The organism is Swaminathania salitolerans, assembly GCF_007988945.1.
GTDB classification, from domain to species: Bacteria; Pseudomonadota; Alphaproteobacteria; order Acetobacterales; family Acetobacteraceae; genus Swaminathania; species Swaminathania salitolerans.
Genome location: NZ_BJVC01000001.1, coordinates 869,584 through 886,191, shown reverse-complemented (window position 1 = coordinate 886,191; position 16,608 = coordinate 869,584). Strand labels below are relative to the sequence as shown.

Annotated in this window: 14 protein-coding genes and 2 tRNA genes; 8 read left to right on the top strand and 8 right to left on the bottom strand. The window is 63.4% G+C overall.

Annotated features, from left to right (window positions below; genetic code table 11):
* Window positions 1-19 precede the first annotated feature (19 nt).
* Window positions 20-1,525, top strand: coding sequence for an LTA synthase family protein (locus tag SSA02_RS03670; protein ID WP_147092515.1), 1,506 nt, complete (start codon window positions 20-22; stop codon window positions 1,523-1,525).
* On the opposite strand, the gene SSA02_RS03665 is transcribed toward SSA02_RS03670, so the two are convergent.
* The gene (locus SSA02_RS03665; protein WP_147092514.1) at window positions 1,416-1,796 is read right to left on the bottom strand and encodes a Spx/MgsR family RNA polymerase-binding regulatory protein; all 381 of its coding nucleotides are present in this window, start codon (window positions 1,794-1,796) and stop codon (window positions 1,416-1,418) included. The two genes, SSA02_RS03670 and SSA02_RS03665, sit on opposite strands and share 110 nt — an antisense overlap.
* A gap of 182 nt (window positions 1,797-1,978) precedes the next feature.
* On the opposite strand from SSA02_RS03665, the gene SSA02_RS12665 reads away from it, so the two are divergent.
* Window positions 1,979-2,524, top strand: coding sequence for a RidA family protein (locus tag SSA02_RS12665; protein WP_186807656.1), 546 nt, complete (start codon window positions 1,979-1,981; stop codon window positions 2,522-2,524).
* A 215-nt stretch (window positions 2,525-2,739) separates the two neighbouring features.
* Here the strand turns inward: SSA02_RS12665 and guaA are convergent, their stop codons facing one another.
* Complete coding sequence (gene guaA, locus SSA02_RS03660) at window positions 2,740-4,335, bottom strand: glutamine-hydrolyzing GMP synthase (RefSeq protein ID WP_147092513.1); 1,596 nt, start codon at window positions 4,333-4,335, stop codon at window positions 2,740-2,742.
* Between the two features lie 95 nt (window positions 4,336-4,430).
* On the opposite strand from guaA, the gene SSA02_RS03655 reads away from it, so the two are divergent.
* The 3 genes from SSA02_RS03655 (at window position 4,431) to SSA02_RS03645 (ending at window position 5,132) form a co-directional block, all read left to right on the top strand.
* Window positions 4,431-4,883, top strand: a complete 453-nt coding sequence (locus SSA02_RS03655; RefSeq protein WP_246103588.1) for a hypothetical protein — start codon at window positions 4,431-4,433, stop codon at window positions 4,881-4,883.
* A 64-nt stretch (window positions 4,884-4,947) separates the two neighbouring features.
* Window positions 4,948-5,024: transfer RNA gene (locus tag SSA02_RS03650), tRNA-Arg, on the top strand.
* A gap of 31 nt (window positions 5,025-5,055) precedes the next feature.
* Window positions 5,056-5,132 (top strand) — tRNA-Arg (locus SSA02_RS03645).
* 174 nt (window positions 5,133-5,306) lie between these two features.
* Here the strand turns inward: SSA02_RS03645 and SSA02_RS03640 are convergent.
* From SSA02_RS03640 to SSA02_RS03630, 3 genes are all read right to left on the bottom strand, one after another.
* Complete coding sequence (locus SSA02_RS03640) at window positions 5,307-5,711, bottom strand: response regulator (RefSeq protein ID WP_147092512.1); 405 nt, start codon at window positions 5,709-5,711, stop codon at window positions 5,307-5,309.
* Window positions 5,712-5,788: 77 nt separating this feature from the next.
* Window positions 5,789-6,616 carry a trypsin-like serine peptidase gene (locus SSA02_RS03635; protein WP_186807655.1) on the bottom strand — a complete coding sequence of 276 codons (828 nt, stop codon included), beginning with the start codon at window positions 6,614-6,616 and terminating at the stop codon, window positions 5,789-5,791.
* A gap of 256 nt (window positions 6,617-6,872) precedes the next feature.
* The gene (locus tag SSA02_RS03630) at window positions 6,873-7,274 is read right to left on the bottom strand and encodes a cytidine deaminase (protein ID WP_147092510.1); all 402 of its coding nucleotides are present in this window, start codon (window positions 7,272-7,274) and stop codon (window positions 6,873-6,875) included.
* 67 nt (window positions 7,275-7,341) lie between these two features.
* On the opposite strand from SSA02_RS03630, the gene lysA reads away from it, so the two are divergent.
* The 3 genes from lysA (at window position 7,342) to SSA02_RS03615 (ending at window position 14,708) form a co-directional block, all read left to right on the top strand.
* Window positions 7,342-8,667, top strand: coding sequence for a diaminopimelate decarboxylase (gene lysA, locus SSA02_RS03625; RefSeq protein ID WP_147092688.1), 1,326 nt, complete (start codon window positions 7,342-7,344; stop codon window positions 8,665-8,667).
* 2 nt (window positions 8,668-8,669) lie between these two features.
* Window positions 8,670-11,369, top strand: coding sequence for a DUF4175 domain-containing protein (locus tag SSA02_RS03620; protein WP_186807654.1), 2,700 nt, complete (start codon window positions 8,670-8,672; stop codon window positions 11,367-11,369).
* A gap of 312 nt (window positions 11,370-11,681) precedes the next feature.
* Window positions 11,682-14,708: a TonB-dependent receptor domain-containing protein gene (locus tag SSA02_RS03615; protein WP_246103587.1), complete on the top strand. Its 3,027-nt coding sequence runs from the start codon at window positions 11,682-11,684 to the stop codon at window positions 14,706-14,708.
* Between the two features lie 163 nt (window positions 14,709-14,871).
* Here SSA02_RS03615 and uraH read toward each other — a convergent pair whose 3' ends face one another.
* From uraH to puuE, 3 genes are read right to left on the bottom strand one after another with little or no spacing between them, the layout of a single operon-like run.
* Window positions 14,872-15,204, bottom strand: coding sequence for a hydroxyisourate hydrolase (uraH, locus tag SSA02_RS03610; protein ID WP_147092508.1), 333 nt, complete (start codon window positions 15,202-15,204; stop codon window positions 14,872-14,874).
* On the bottom strand, window positions 15,201-15,695 hold the full coding sequence (gene uraD, locus SSA02_RS03605; RefSeq protein WP_147092507.1) for a 2-oxo-4-hydroxy-4-carboxy-5-ureidoimidazoline decarboxylase: 495 nt from the start codon (window positions 15,693-15,695) through the stop codon (window positions 15,201-15,203). The genes uraH and uraD overlap by 4 nt, the downstream gene beginning before the upstream one ends.
* A complete protein-coding gene (gene puuE / locus SSA02_RS03600) occupies window positions 15,692-16,588 on the bottom strand; it encodes an allantoinase PuuE (protein ID WP_147092506.1) in 897 nt (298 codons plus the stop codon). The genes uraD and puuE overlap by 4 nt, the downstream gene beginning before the upstream one ends.
* Window positions 16,589-16,608 lie beyond the last annotated feature (20 nt).

Genomic DNA, 16,608 nt, shown 5'->3' with positions numbered 1-16,608 from the left:
AGAAATCTCCGGCTCGATCATGCTCCGCTATCTGGTTTTTGCCACGCTCGCTGTGACCGGCAGCGGCATACTCGATTGTCTCGCCATCCCGCGACGCGGTCTGCGTAGCCGCCGGGGATTCGAACTGGCCGGCAGTCTTTCCGCGCTGATGTTCGGCATCTGCAGTGCGATGACCGGCTCGCCGGCCGTGTCCTGTCTGCTGGTTCTGGCGCTTCTGCTGATTCTCGCTCTTTCTTCCAATGCGAAGCTGGGAATTCTCGGAGAACCTCTGGTGTTCAGCGATCTGGTGGTCGCGAAATCCTTCCTGAAGGAACCGAAATTCTATCTGCACGCAATCTCGCCGCTCGCCCGGGCCGCCCTGCTCGTCGGGCTCCCCCTCATGCTCGTCACGCTTGCCGTCGTTTCGTGGCACGGGGCGACGACGACGCGCATCGCAGGGGCGATCACCGCCCTTCTCGCTTTCGCGACCCTCCGCGCGCTGATTTCCGACAAGAGCCTGATGTCCCGCCCCTGCCTCGCGCAGGATTTCGCGCGTCACGGTCTGCTGGCGACGCTCGTGCTCTACTGGCGACGCTGGAAGGAAACGCCCCCTCCGGAACCTGCGTCCCAGGAGCCGCCAGCGCCCTCTGCCCCCACCCTCGTCATCCTCCAATGCGAGTCGTTCTGCGACATGGCACTGGGATCGGAAACGCAGGTCGATCTGCCCAATCTCGCAAGGGCGAGAGCACGGGCAGAAGCGAGCGGCCGCCTTCTCGTGAGCGGGTTCGGCGCCTATACCATGCGCACCGAATACGGCGTTCTGTCGGGCCGGGAGGAGACAGATCTCGGGTTCCGCGCCTTCGATCCGTTCCTGACCGCCGGGAGCGAAGCGAGCCACGGCCTCGGCAACAAGCTCGCGCGCCTCTATCCGGAGCGGTTATTCGTCCACCCGCATGACATGAAGTTTTATGCACGCGACCGGATCATGCCGGAGCTCGGGTTTACCCGCCTCATAGGCGAGGAGTCCTTCCGCAATGCGCCTCGCTTCGGCCCTTATATCGGCGACGTCGCTTTCGGGGCGTTCATCGCCTCCCTGATCGGACCGGACGGACATGCGCCGCTCATCTATGGCGTCACCATGGAGAATCACGGCCCCTGGTCTGACGGCCGTCTGAAGGAGGCTGGCGGGGCGGAGGCCTATGCGCTTCATCGGCGCAACAGCGACACGATGCTCGGCCTCGTGATGGATGCACTGGACGAAAAAGGGAGCGACGCCGTGCTGGTCTTCTTCGGCGATCACAGACCGTCCATCCCGCAGCACAGCGAGGCGGGGCCCGACCGATCCACCCCCTATGTCGTGGTGCCTTTTTCCCGTTCCGGAGTAAGACCCGCCGCCAGCGTGACGCGCGACGTCACGCCTGCAGGGCTGCATCGTCTCATTCTGGACGCGATTTCCCGCCATCGGCGCCAAACAGCGCCGCGTATTGCTCCGGGCGAAAACCGAGGTGAAAACGATCCCCGATGCGGAGAAGCGGGCGCTTCATGACTGCGGGATGGGCCAGGATGAGCGCGATGGCGTCCTCGGCTCCGGAAAGATCCCGCTCCTGTCCGGAGAGACGCCGCCAGGTCGTTCCCGCACGATTGACCAGCCTCTCCCAGCCGCAAGCCTCCGCCCATGCGACGAGATCGGCCCGGGTGAACCCATCCTTGCGCAGATCGTGATAGCGACAGGCAATTCCGTGCGCGTCCAGCCAGTGCCGCGCCTTGCGCACCGTGGCACAGGTCGCAATCCCATAGAGCACGATCTCTTCACTCATGTATCTTCCCCCCCTGAAATCAGTCGCCCACGCGAGCAGCCCCGCGATTCCGCTCCCTGAGGGAGTCATTTCCCTTCGACGGTCAACTGATTCGATTCGAGTTCATGAAACTCGCGTTTTCCGCTCATCTGCCGAACAGAACCGCAATCGGCACTGGGCTGTTCACCGGAAAAGCAGATACGATGAGCAGCGCTGCGAAGACGCCTCCCCGGAGATTTCATGCCGGAGCGGCAAGGCTGGTCCCGGAGCAGGAGCGCGCGCGTCCGTCGCGCTGGCAAACGCTGGCGTCGGCGTCGCGGATGTCGGTCAGGCTGACGATATACGTCCGGGACTATCAGCCTGCCCAGCTCCCCACGATCAGGAGCATCCGGAATCGCTGCGTCGATCCTGACCGGCCGCCAGCCAGCGCGCCGATCGGGGTGGCTGGCTTGTTCCACCCCGATATCCCCGTCGAAATCGACGCCATCGCCCCCTCCCGGGATAGCCCGGGCTCACGACGCGCTATGCTGTATGTGAGATCAAAGAGCAGGGACACGACGCCCCATGGCTTCGTGCAAGACCGGGTCGGGGGAAATGATGCAGGCCGGGCAGGACGACCGGACGACCGGACGACCGGACGACCGGACGACCGGACGACCGGGCGCGTTGCGGACCCCTTGGCCGAGTACAATCGGGATTTCGGGCCGTCATGGCCAGCCGCGACCTCGCCCATGATGCCACTTATGTGACGGCCAGCACCGTAACGTTCCGGACCATATTTCGTGTCGACGTATTTTCTGTCGATGCGGCCCAGACCGACGCCTTGCCACGCAGCATGCCGCGGAAAACTTCTGCCTGACGTTACCGTCCAGTGCGAGACATGCAGGATAAAAAAAGCCCGCATTCCTGCGGGCTTTGGTGGCACTCTGGTGCCTGTTCGTGCCAGCTCATACCGGACGCGGGATCACTCCCACTCGATCGTACCCGGCGGCTTCGAGGTGATGTCGTAGGTGACGCGATTGATGCCCCTCACCTCGTTGACGATACGTCCGGCGACACGGTTCAGGAAACCGAAATCGAAAGGATAGACTTCGGCCGTCATCCCGTCGGTGCTGGTAACGGCACGGAGCGCGCAGGCCTGATCGTAGGTGCGGCCATCGCCCATCACACCCACCGTCCGCACGGGAAGAAGTACGGCGAAGGCCTGCCAGATCGCATCGTAGAGACCGGCATTGCGGATCTCTTCCAGATAGATGGCGTCCACCTTCCGCAGAAGATCGAGCTTTTCCCGGTCGATGGCACCCGGGATACGAATGGCAAGACCCGGCCCCGGAAAAGGATGCCGGCCGACAATGGCTTCGGGGATACCGAGTTCACGACCGAGCGCCCGGACCTCGTCCTTGAACAGCTCACGGAGCGGCTCGACGAGCTGCATGTTCATGCGCTCTGGAAGACCGCCGACATTGTGGTGCGATTTGATTGTCACGGACGGGCCACCGGTGAAGCTGACCGATTCGATGACGTCGGGATACAGGGTTCCCTGCGCGAGGAACTGCGCACCGCCGAGTTTCGTCGCCTCCTCCTCGAACACCTCGATAAACAGGCGACCGATCGTCTTGCGCTTGGTCTCGGGATCCGTGACCCCGGCGAGCGCATTCAGGAACAGATCGGAGGCGTCGCGATGCACCAGACGGATATTGAAGCGCCCGCGGAACGTATTGACCACCTCATCCGCCTCGCCGGCGCGCAGGATGCCGGGATCGACGAAGATACAGGTAAGCTGGTCTCCGATCGCATCGTGGATCAGCTTCGCCGCAACCGATGAATCGACCCCGCCGGACAGACCGCAGATGACCCGGCCCGAGCCGACCTGATCCCTGATTCGCGCGATTTCGAGATCGCGGAACCCGGCCATCGTCCAGGTTCCCTTGCACCCGGCCACTTCATGCGTGAAGTTCCGGATCAGGGCGGCACCGTGCGGCGTATGAACGACCTCCGGATGGAACTGGACGCCATAGAGACGACGCCCCTCATCGGCGATGATGGCGAAAGGCGCACCTTCCGACCACGCCACCGCCCGGAATCCCGGCGGCAGGGATGTGACGCGATCGCCATGGCTCATCCAGACCTGCTCGCGATGCCCGCGCGCCCAGGCACCCCGGAACAGCGCGCAATCCTCGGCAATCTCGATATGGGCACGGCCGAATTCCCGATGCTCATGCGTTTCGACCTTGCCGCCGAGCCGCATGCACATGGCCTGCTGGCCATAGCAGATCCCCATCACGGGTACGGCGAGATCGAAAACGACTTCCGGGATCGCGGGCGCATTCTCGTCATGCACGCTCGCCGGGCTTCCCGAAAGGATGATCCCCTTGGGATGGAATTCCCGGATACGCGCATCGCTCGCCGTGAAGGGCCATATCTCGCAATAGACGCCGCTCTCGCGCACGCGCCGTGCGATGAGCTGCGTGACCTGGCTGCCGAAATCGAGAATCAGGATACGATCCTCGTGCAGGGTCACATCGAGGATTTCGGCATTCGGAGTATCGGTCTTGGTCATGGCGCTCTTTCAACGGGTCGTGCATGTGCAACAGGCAAGCGCCATCGTATAGGATGTTCATGCGCCTGCGTCATCCCGAAGGAGGACGCCGATGCGTGCTTAAATTCATCCTTTTCCATCCGGACAAGACTGACATGCGGCTCAACCGTTCGCTCTCCGGGGCGTTGCCCCTGGCTTCTGCAACCCTCGGCGGGTTCGTCCTCCTGCTCTCGGCCTGCGCCACACCCCCCGCGCCGAGCAAGGATCCCCGCGGTCTCTGGACCGGTGCGCTCGTCACCGAGCAGGGAACCTGCCCGACGGAGAGCAACTCGACCCTGCAGATCAATGCGAACGACATCACCTTCACGCCGGGCGATTCCGCGCTCGTTCTCAAGGGGCGCCGCGGGCCTGACAACCTGCATTATCATGCGCGGCTGGCCATGAAGGATGCCGGACGCAAACCCTACACCATCGTCTTCAACGGCTATCCGGTCGGCAATGCGATCGGCGGCAACTACGGCTCGCCATCCTGTCGCGCGCATGTGGTCATGACGCGACCAACGCATTGATTGCAAAAAAATCTTTTTCCCTCTTGCAGGGTCGGGAAACTCACAGTAGAACCCGCCCCACGACGCACCCGTAGCTCAATTGGATAGAGCACCAGACTACGAATCTGGGGGTTAGAGGTTCGAGTCCTTTCGGGTGCGCCAGTAAAATCGCGACTGCCAGACCAGTCGCTTCGCACCCGTAGCTCAATTGGATAGAGCACCAGACTACGAATCTGGGGGTTAGAGGTTCGAGTCCTTTCGGGTGCGCCATATTCCATGAAACAACAGAACCGGCTTCGACCCGATTCCCCCGAACGAACGGCTCCTCGACCCTCCGTAGTCGGGCCCGGAAGCGGTCGATACGACTCCGCCTACGATCGTAGCGCGTGAGAGACAGGCCAGCGGAAGGCAGACCGGCACGGTTCGTCCGCCAGTCGCCCCGGCTCAGTGCACAAGTTTGCGCAGGGCCTCACAGACATCGCTTTCGAGAAAAGGTTTCGGGAGAAAGAGACTGTTGGGCGGCAGAGGGAGCTGCTCCCTCATCTTCAGGCCCGAAGTGAGCACGAACCCGATATCGGGACGCAGTCGCGACAGATGATGCCCGAGATCGAGCCCGCTCATCAGGCTGGGCATCTCGAAATCGGAAAAGACGAGGCGGATTTCGGGGTTGCGTTCCATGACCGAAAGCGCCTCGTCGGCATCTTCCGCAAGCAGAACCGTGTATCCGGCCTGCTCGATCATCTCGGAGACGAAAAGGCGCAAGACGACCTGATCCTCCACAACGAGCACGGTCGGCGCGATCGAGCCGATCGGTTTCTGCGCCTGATTATATGACCCGGTTGCGGACATCGTCGTCCTGCCTCTCAAAACGTTCCGAGGGCATTAACGATTGTTGTCGACATTCGTTCTTTCTTCCGGCGATTTCTTTATCGTGACCCGGGCCTCCCCCTTGCATCCTGTTGCGGAACGGGATCGGACATCGTGCCACCCGCAGAGTCCGGCGTCAGGGCGACGGCCGTTCCTCCGCTCCCCTGCGCCATGGCGGTGACATCGATCCCGCCGATCTTCCACTCCTCCCCCTGCCGGATCATCAGGGGCGCGCCGCTGGCGCCGTGCGTGGCCTTGCAGTCATGATCGACGAGACCGCCTCTGACACCCGTGACCCGGCAATCGAGATCGCCGATCGCAAGCTCTCTCCGGTCCTGCTGATATCCCGCAAGCATTGCCGCATCGCCGGTTCGGGCGCGCGCGAAAGGCACAAGTTCTTTCCTGTCAGCAAGACGCCTGTCGAGCACGATCGTGGCACGATCCGCCTGGCTGGTGCGCAAGGGATGATCGGGATCGTAGCCGGGTGCAATCACGAAACGGATGGCGCGCGCCGTACCGCGCCAGGCGCCGGTATCGTATCCCAGCATGAAATGAACGCTCGCAGGCTGCACATAATGCCCGGTCCGAGGCAGCCAGAGGCAATGCGCTGCGGTCATGATAACCGAAGGGGCGACGAGAAAGCCGGTGCAGCGTCCGCCAAGTTCCGTCTGGACCCGCCCGAGGATACGCCATGGCGCGCGGTCGAGCGCGACAGCGTGACGTTTCCTGCGCCCGGCAATATCAGCGGCATCCATCACCGCATCCGCTCCGCCATCCTCCTGCAAGGCCGAACTGTTGTCCGGCACGTCCGGCGAGAGAGAAGCCCGTGAAAGAGAGGGGGAGAAAGACTGGGCAGCCCATCCGCGAGAGAGCGGAACGAGCAGCATGGCTGCAAGAACCAGCCGGTACGAGGCGCTTCCCGGTCGCCCGCCCCGCGAGCGCCCTGTCCTCAATCGCCTGCCCAGCAATCGCCCGGCCCGCAAGCGTCCGGCGCATTCTTCTTCGGGACACCCCGCCTCGCGACACCCCCCGCCTGGACGAGGCAGCGCATCCGGACCTCGCGACCGCCAGCCGCCCGGACAGATCACGGGACAGATCACGGGACAGGTCACGCGCCGAAGAAACATGCGCCCGCGGATCATCTCAGATCGTCCGAGTCAGATTGTCCGGGCCGAACGACCACGGAAGCAGGCTGCCCAGCGTCGTCTCGAGCTTCACCCTGCCCTCGGGATCGACAATGCGGATCCTCATGTCGGGAGCACCGAACTCCCGCAATCTCTGACGGCAGCCGCCACAGGGCGTGCAGGGGGCATCGCCACCGCCAGCAATGACGATTTCCTCGATATGACGCCCGCCATGAAGCACCATGGCGGCAATCGCGCCCGCCTCGGCACAGCTCCCCTGCGGATAGGCCGCGTTTTCGACATTGCAGCCCGCGTGGATCACCCCTTCGCAGCGCAAGGCAGCACCGACGGCAAAGCGGGAATACGGCGCATAGGCCCGGCTTCGCGCTGCGCAGGCCGTCTCGATCAGGTCGTCGGGCATGAATATTCCTTTCTCGTCGCATAATCCCGGCTTGGAAGGGCGGGAGCGCATCTGTAATCTGCCGTCCATGACACGCCATGACCCCGATATCATGAACCTCCTCGCATCGCGGCCGTCCCTGCATATGGATGCACAGGACGGTCTCATCTTCGAGGGGGTCCCGCTCCAGACGATCGCCAGCCAGATGGGCACGCCCTGCTGGGTCATGGGGGCGGGCACATTGCGGCGACGCACGCGCAATCTGCGCAAGGCCTTTACCGAACGCGGTCTCGGCATGTCCATCCATTACGCGCTGAAGGCCAACGACCATCTCGCCACGCTGGCCGTATTGCGACAGGAAGGATGCGGTGCGGATATCGTCAGCGGCGGGGAATTGCGACGGGCGTGTCAGGCGGGCATTCATCCGGGCGATATCGTCTTTTCGGGTGTCGGAAAAACCGATGCGGAACTGAATCTCGCGCTTCAGGAAGATATCGGCCAGATCAACGTCGAAAGCGCCGAGGAGCTGCGCCGTCTCTCCCGGCTGGCCACGGCCGCAGGCGCGGTCGCGCGTGTCGCCCTGCGCGTCAACCCGCATGTGGATGCCGACACACATGACAAGATCAGCACGGGGCGCCTCGGAGACAAGTTCGGCATAGACTGGGCCGAGGCACCGGCGCTCTATCGCGAGGGATGCGCCCTGCCGGGACTGGAGATGATCGGTCTCGCGACCCATATCGGGAGCCAGATCCTGACCGCCGCACCCTTCCGGGCTGCCTATGCCCGGATTGCCGAGATGGTGATCGGCCTCCGACAGGAGGGGCTGCCGGTTCATGCGGTCGATTGCGGCGGCGGTCTCGGCATCCGCTATCGGGACGAGCTGGCACCCCCGCCCTCGATTCTGGCGGGCGCGATCGCCGAGACGCTCGGCAGCCTCGATCTCCGTCTCGCCATCGAGCCGGGACGATGGATCGCAGCCCCTGCCGGTGTGCTCCTGACTTCCGTCATCGGGCTCAAGGCCCAGAGGGAGGGGATTTCGGATTTCGCGATCGTGGATGCCGCGATGAACGATCTGGCGCGGCCCAGCCTCTACGATTCCTGGCACGGCATGATCCCGCTCGCGCCGGACCTCGCCTATGCCGAAACCGCGCCGCTCAGCGTGGTCGGGCCGGTTTGCGAATCGAGCGACGTCTTCGCGAGAGATCGTGCCCTCCCGCCCCTGCGACCGGATGATCGCATCGCCATTCTCGATACGGGCGCCTATGGTGCGGTCATGAGTTCCACTTACAACGCCCGCCCGCGCGCCGCCCAGGTCATGGTCGAGAACGGGGCATGGGAAGTGATTACCCCCCGCCAGAGACTGGAATCCCTCTGGGCGGACGACTCCATACCGGAGTGGCTGGGCGCCGGATGAGCATGGCGACGCCCGCCCCTGACCCGAACGCCGGCACGTTGCTCGCGGATCGTATCCGCCGCGCCCGGGAGCGGGCGAGACGGGTGCTGCGGGCAGAAGCCGCATGGCCGGTTCTCCAGTGGCCTCTCGCCCTTCTCGGCGGTTATGCCCTTACCGGCCTGTTCCGCATTCCCCAGTCGCTCCCCGATACGCTTCACGCGTTTCTGCTGGCCGGAACCGGAGGGGGCGCCATCGCCCTGATGGCGCGAGGGCTCTCCCGCCTTCCTCCCATCCCGCTCTCGCGCATCGACAGAAGGATCGAGACGCGCTCCGGCCTTCGCCATCAGCCCCTCGCGACCCTCGAGGATCATCCTTCGGATGGCCGGGAAAACGGTCTGTGGCAGATTCATCTCGACCGCATCCGGGCCGGGATCGGCCCCTTGCGTTCCGGCTGGCCCCGTCCTGTCTGGAGCCGGGCGCGTCTTTGCGGATGGGCCGCCTTTTCGGCCTGTTTCGCTCTCGGCCTCGTTCTGGCCGGACCGGCAGCCCCCTCGCGGCTCGAAGCGGCTTTTCTCCCCGGTGTCGACGATATCGACGTTCCCATGCCGCATATCGAGGCATGGATCGACATGCCCGATTATGCCCCGGGCGCGCCGGTATTTCTCGCGGATCGTGGCACGCCATCGCCCCTGCCCCAGGGGGCGAAACTGAGCGTCCATGTCACCGGCGCACGCTCGGCCCCTCATTTTCTCGGCAATGACACGGGCACGATCGCGGCCCGCCAGCTCGATCCGGGAAGCTGGACCTTTACCGCCCCGCTCGAGCAAAGCGGCCTCCTTTCCGTCCGCTCGCGCGGAAGGACGATCGGGGAATGGCGATTCGAGATCGTGCCGGACCGCCCTCCCGAAGTCGCGTGGACCGCGCCGCCCCATCGTGAGGAAAACGGCGACGACACCGTTCTCCCCTGGAAGACCGCCCAGGCCCATGGTGTGTCCCGACTTGAGGCGATCGTCACGCCGGTGTCGAAGCCGGATCGACCCGCGCTCGTACTCGACATTCCGCTCAAGGGAGCCCCCCTCAAGGCAGAGGGAAGCTTCTCCGCCGATCTGACAGAATCGCTCTGGGCCGGAGAGACGGTATCGATCCGCCTTCGTGCCACGAGTCACAGTGGAAAGACAGCGTCGAGCGACGCGAAGACCCTGCGCCTGCCGGAGCGGGTCTTTCACGACCCGGTGGCACGCGCCCTCATCGGTGTCCGCCGCAGATTCGGGCTCGGCCTCGAAACGCCGGCGCGCACTGCGGATGAAATGCGCACCCTCGCCCAGGCCGTGTCCGAACGGGACAAGGGCGTCATGCTGGCTCTGTTCTACATGGCTGCTCAGCTCGACGATCCGCTTGCCGATCACGATCCGGGTGCAGTTCTGGGGCTTTCATGGGCCACTGCGCTCTTTCTGGACGAAGCGCAGGACTCCGGGCGGGAAACCGCCCAGGCCAATCTCGAGATCAGAGCCGCCCAGAAGGCCGTTCAGGCGCAGATCGATCACATGCGCAGCCTCGGTGCGAAAGGGCACGGCGAGGCGGAACAGGAGGAGCTTGCCCATCGCATGAAGACCCTGCATGACGCCCTGAACAGGCGCATGCAGGCGCTGATGCTACGCAGCATGCAACTCGGGACGATCATCCCCGACACCGGGGGCGCCACGGGAGACGGCAGCGATCCTGTCTCGCGTCTCATGCGCCGCCTGCAATCCGACGCCGCCAACGGACGCGGATCGGATGCGCTGAAGCGACTGGACGAACTCGGGAAAATGGCCCGGCGCATGCGTATGGCCACGCCGCAGGATCTGGCCAGAATCGCGCAACAGATGCAGGCACGCGCCCGCGCCCAGGCGCAGCGGGCAACGCTTCATGATCTCGTGCATCGCGAGACCGTTCTTCTCGACCACGTGCAGTCGCGTCTTGGCGCGCGAAGCCGCGCCGCACAGGAAAACGAGCGCAACGAAACGGGTCAGGACGTCGCCTCCATGTCCACCGCAGAGCTGCTCCGGCGTCTCGGCATGACCCCGCCGCCCGATATGGCGAAAGAGGAAACACCCCCCGCTCCTGCGCCACTGGCTCCCGAATCGCCCGAAGATGTCGGGCCGAATCACGCCCAGAGGCGCGACGATCATGCGAGCCAGAGAGCGTTGCAGATGGTCGCCCGCTTCCTGAACGAGGACATCAAATCCCTGACCGGCAAGAGCATGGCAGGACTGGGCAAGGCCGATACCGATATGCGCGCCGCACGTCATGCCCTGGCGCAAGCCGATGACCCACCGGCGGAAGCGGCGATCCGCCGCGTGCTCAAGGATCTGGCCGAGACCGGAAAGGAAATGAGCGAAGCGCAGAAGGGGGAAAAGCATGGCGGCGGCCCGATCGCGATGCTGCCGGTAATGGGCAGCCCGGGCCACGCTCACGGCGGAAAAGGCAAGGGCCAGTCCAGCGAGGGTGAAAACGAGGACGACGAGTCGGAAGGCTCGGGCGCGCATCATGAAGACCGCGACCCTCTTGGCAGGAAACTCGGCAAGGGTCATTCCGGCGCCGATACCGACGGGACGGTTCCGGATGCCGATAGTCGGGAAAAGGCTCGTGCGATCGAGCGCGAGCTGCGTCGGCGCGACGCGGACCGCACCCGCCCCCAGACCGAACTCGATTATCTCGACCGTCTGCTGAAATCCTACTGAGTCGACCGATTTTCCGACCGACCAGTCACTTTTTAACGAGATTAACAGGGCTTTCCCGGCCGCCGTCGATCGGCGGTACTTCCGGGATCTGTCATGACGCTCCCGAGGGAAATCCGTGAGGATCCAGCGTTTTCCGAAGGGAGATATACGGGCCGAACGTCAAAACCGGACACCACGGTTCCGTTTTTGATGCATTTTCGCAACATATCGTTAACCAAAGCGGAGAGAAAACGACACAGAACAATAACGCTCTTGCAATGGAACGTCATAATCCGCAGCCTCGTGACACACAAATCTCCACGAGGGACATCAATGACGATTTCTGTAACGATACGGGGACGAAACCGCCTGCTTCTGGGCGCCGCCATCGTACTGACGCCCTGTGCGATGGCGGCACCGGCGAACGCCCAGAGCGCTTCGGTCTCGCCTGCGCCTCACCACGTCAAATCCCATCACAGGACATCGTCTTCGCGCACGTCGACACGCACACCGGCCAAGGCACCGGTCAGGGCGCCGCTGGCAGTGGGCGACGCGCCTGCCGCGCCGGGCCCCAACGGTCCGATCCATGCTCTGCCCGCCTCGGCGCGTACGTCCCGTGCGGAAGCGGCATTGCGTCAGACGACCGCCGCAGGAGAGAGCACTTCGGTACGGGCCGGCAAGCCGGAAGAACTGATCGTCGTGGGCTCGGCGCTGAGCACGGCAAACAACACGAGCGCGAACCCGGTCCAGATCGTCACGGCAAAACAGATCCAGCAGACCGGCGCCACGACGCTCAACGACTATCTTTCCCGCCTGCCGTCCATCGGTGCGAGCGGTACGGCCAACAGCAATACCAATGGCGGCAACGGCGCATCCTGCGTCGATCTGCGCAATCTCGGCCAGAATCGCGTTCTGGTCCTGATCGATGGCAAGCGTACGACCCCGAACGGCAACAACAACTGTATCGATCTCAACACCATTCCGGTGCAGATGATCCGCTCGGTCGAGATCCTGCGCGATGGCGGTTCCGAACTCTACGGTGCGGATGCTGTCTCGGGCGTCATCAACATCAAGCTCCGTCACGATCTCGACACCGGCAGCATCACGATGCGCGGCGGCATCACAGGCCATGGAGACAATCGCACCGGTATGATTTCGGCCATGAAGGGCTGGAATTTCGACCACGGCAAGGGAAATCTGACCCTTGGCGGTTCCTATATGACCCAGGGCGGGGTCAAGCAGCGCGACCGCTCATGGTCGCGCACCTCGCTCGGCGCTGCCGGGAACTATCCGACCAACAGCAATCTGCAGGTCGGTTCGATCATCACTCCGGGCGGGACCTATTTTGGCGAGGATAGCGGGAATGCCTATGTCGGCAATCTCGATAACGGCTCTCTCAGCCCCTACAGCAAGAGCAAGCGTTACAATTACGCCCAGAACCAGTGGCTGATCAACGCGTTGCAGGATTCGACCCTGACGGGCGATCTCCATTACGAGATCAACCGACATTTCGATGTCTATTCCAACGTTCTCTACGCGCACCGGACGTCGAAGACCCAGCTCGCCCCCGAGCCCGCGACGGGCAGCGTGCCTCCCTCCCCCCTGCCGAATTCCATCATCCTGCCTTCCGGTTATCCCGGCAACGGAACGGGAGAGGATCTTCAGCTCTACCGCCGTCTGAACGAGTTCGGCCCGCGCACGAATAACAATTCGAGCGATACCGTCACGGGCATGTTCGGCGTGCGCGGCGATATCGTGCAGGACTGGAAATACGACCTGTCCTACACCTATGGCGTCAGCCAGGTGACGAACGAACTCCAGGGCGTGGGCGATTATTCGAAGCTTCTCCAGGAATGGGGTCTCGAACCCTATGCCGATCCGAACGACCCGAACGGCGCGCTCGTCTATAATCCGAATTCCTGCGCCGGATCGCCGGGTTGCGTGCAGTCCAACGCGTTCACGCGTCTCTCGCCCGGCGCGGTGCAATACGCGAACTATACGACCCATCAGCACACCATGTATCAGCTGCGGGATCTCAACCTGCGCATCCACAACAACCATCTCTTCCACATGCCGTGGCAGGGTGGCGGCGATTTCGGCATCGCGCTGGGCATGGAGCATCGCGGCGAGCAGCTTTCGAACAACCCCGATCCGCTTGTCGTCAGCGGTTACAGCCTTACCAACACGGTCGAACCCACTTCAGGCGGATTCAACGTCACCGAGGGCTATCTCCAGGGGCATGCACAGCTTCTCAAGGATGTTCCGTTCGCCAAGGATCTGTCGATCGACGGTCAGGGCCGGATTTCGGAATACAACACGTTCGGACAGGCAAAGAACTGGAAAGCCGGAATCGACTGGGCTCCGACACGCGATATCCGCTTCCGTGGAACGCTCGGCACGTCCCTGCGTCAGCCAAACGTCTACGAGCTCTATGGCGGAGTGGGGCTGAGCTATAACGCGGCTTCCGATCCCTGCGCCGGTGCCGCGAGCCCGAACGTGATCGCGAACTGCATGAAGGCCGGTATCGCCAATCCGCAGAGCTTCACTTCTGCCAATTCCGGCCAGGTTCCGACCCTCCAGGGCGGCAATTCGGCCCTTCGTCCCGAAACCGGCCGCACCTATACATTCGGCACGGTCATCACGCCGCGCTGGATCCCCGGCCTCGCTGCATCGGTTACCTACTGGCACTACACCGTTGGGGGGCTGATCAATTCCCTGCCTACGCAATATATCCTGAACCAGTGCTATGAAGGCGGCGTCCAGGCCTATTGCAACGACATCAACCGGCTGCCGAACGGCCAGATCAATACCGTTTCCGCCCTCGACCAGAATCTCGGCGATCTTCTCACGAGCGGTATCGATTTCGACCTGAATTATCGCTGGCGCATCACGCGGCACGATTCCTTCATCGTGGACAACAACTTCCAGCAGCTGGTCAAATACAAGCAGCAGCAGCAGCCGGGCGGCGCCTATCTGAACCAGACCGGTGCGCTGTTCTACCAGAGCGGGATCGGTCAACCGCGCGTGCGCGACTACGCGACCCTGACCTGGCAGCATAATGCCTTCCGTATCTCGTACATGTTCCAGTATATCGGCGGCATGAACTGGAATGACGGCTCGGCCTTCCTGAGCGAGGAAAACCCGGCAGCGAATGCCCGGATCCGCACACCTGCGATCATCCAGCAGGACATCTCGCTCGGCTATACATGGAAGCGCTGGTCCTTCGAGGGGGGTGTGCAGAACATCGCAGGCAAGAACCCGCCTTTCGTCCTGAACGCGGCGTCCAACTCGGCGGATAATACCTATAGCGGCCTCTATCTCGGACGCTACGTCTTCCTCCAGGCGGGTCTCAGCTTCTGAAGACTGCGATGCCGGGCAGGTTTCCCGGCATCGAGGGCATACCGGGTAGCGGCAGCGTGACGACACGAGGCCGCCTCCCGCTCCCCGGGGATGGTCCTGCCCCCCGGAGATAGTCCTGCCCCCGGGGATAGTCCTGATCGGGTCATTCCCGGTTCCGGGCCGCTCAGCTTCCGCGATAGGTCGAATAGCCGAAAGGCGAGACCAGAAGCGGGACATGATAATGCCCGGTTCCGGTCATGCCGAAATCGACGGATACGATATCGAGAAAGGGCGGCACGCCCTGATCCAGTCCGCGATCGCGAAAATAGGGCGCAACACCGAAACACAGGCGATAGACGCCCGCATCGAGGCTGAGCGCCCCCAGCTCCGGGCAACGCCCGTCCCCATCCGTCCGGCCGGAAAAAAGGACCCGATCGTCATGGAGGAGTGTCACCTCCATATCCGAGGCAGGATATCCGCCGGTCGTATCCAGAACATGCGTTGAAAGCGTCGTCATATCGTCACCTTGTCCGCGAGACGCAACCGGGCGATCTCGTCGATTTGCGAGAGGGCCTCGCTCAGCTCCTGCGCTGGCGCCTGCGCCAGTCGGCGTCTGATCTCGTCCCTGATGAGGGTTTTCGTAGCACGACGCACGCAGATGACGAACGGCATGTCGAAACGCGCCCGATATGCATCGTTCAGGCTGCGGAACTCCTCGAACTCGGCCTGTGAAAGACGGTCCAGACCGGCGCCCTCCTGCTCGGCGGCGGAAAGGGCACCGAGCGACAAATCGACACCGAACCGGCGTGCAAGCTCGGGATGCGCCCTGACGAGCGCGTATTGCCTTTCCGGCCCCGCTGCCCGCACGATGCGCGCGGTCGCCTCGATCATGGCCCCTACGCTGACGAACGGAGCGTCCGGCCAGGCCGCTCGGACAATCCAGGGGCTGTGCTCGTAGATATCGCCGAATCGTGCGACGAAAGCGTCTTCGGTCTCGGCGCCGATCATGCCGGATGGGTCTCCAGCCAGTGGCGCGCGATATCGAGACGCGTTGCAACCCAGACCTTGTCGTGAGCGCCTATGTGATCCAGAAACCTGCGGAGCGCCAGCGCCCTCGCCGGTCGTCCGGCCAGACGGCAATGCAGCCCGATCGACATCATGCGTCCGCCCTCCTGATAGAGCATGTCGAACGTATCGCGCAGATACCGGAAGAACTGCTCGCCTTCGGTGAAGCCGTTCAGCGCGACGAGCTTCATGTCGTTGACGTCGAGCGTATAGGGCACGATGAGCTGCGGCCGTCCGTATCTCCGGTCGTAATAGGGCAGATCGTCGGCATAGGAATCGGCATCGTAAACGAAGCACCCTGCCTCAGAGACGATGCGCGCCGTATTGGGGCTCGTGCGCCCCTGGTACCAGCCCAGCGGCGCCTCGCCGACCACGGATCGGTGCAGTCGGATCGCCTCCTCGATATGCGCACGCTCGACGGCCTCGGGAATGTCCTGATAATCGATCCACCGCAGACCATGCGATGCGATCTCCCAGCCGGCTGCCTTCATGGCCGCAACGACCTCCGGATGACGCGCCAGCGCGGTTGCGACACCGAATACCGTGAGCGGCAGGCCGCGCTCCGTAAAGAGCCGGTGCAGCCGCCAGAAACCGGCCCGCGCCCCGTATTCGTACAGGCTCTCCATCTGCATGCATCGTGCGCCGATGACGGGACGCGTTCCGACCATTTCCGAGAGAAACGCCTCCGACCCCGCATCGCCATGCAGAATGGAATTCTCGGCACCCTCCTCGTAGTTGATCACGAACTGCACCGCGATCCGGGCCGAACCCGGCCAGGCCGCTTCCGGCGGTGTCGCGCCGTAACCGTGGAGATCGCGGGGGTAATCCTGTGTCATCACGCTCATTCCTGTAACGC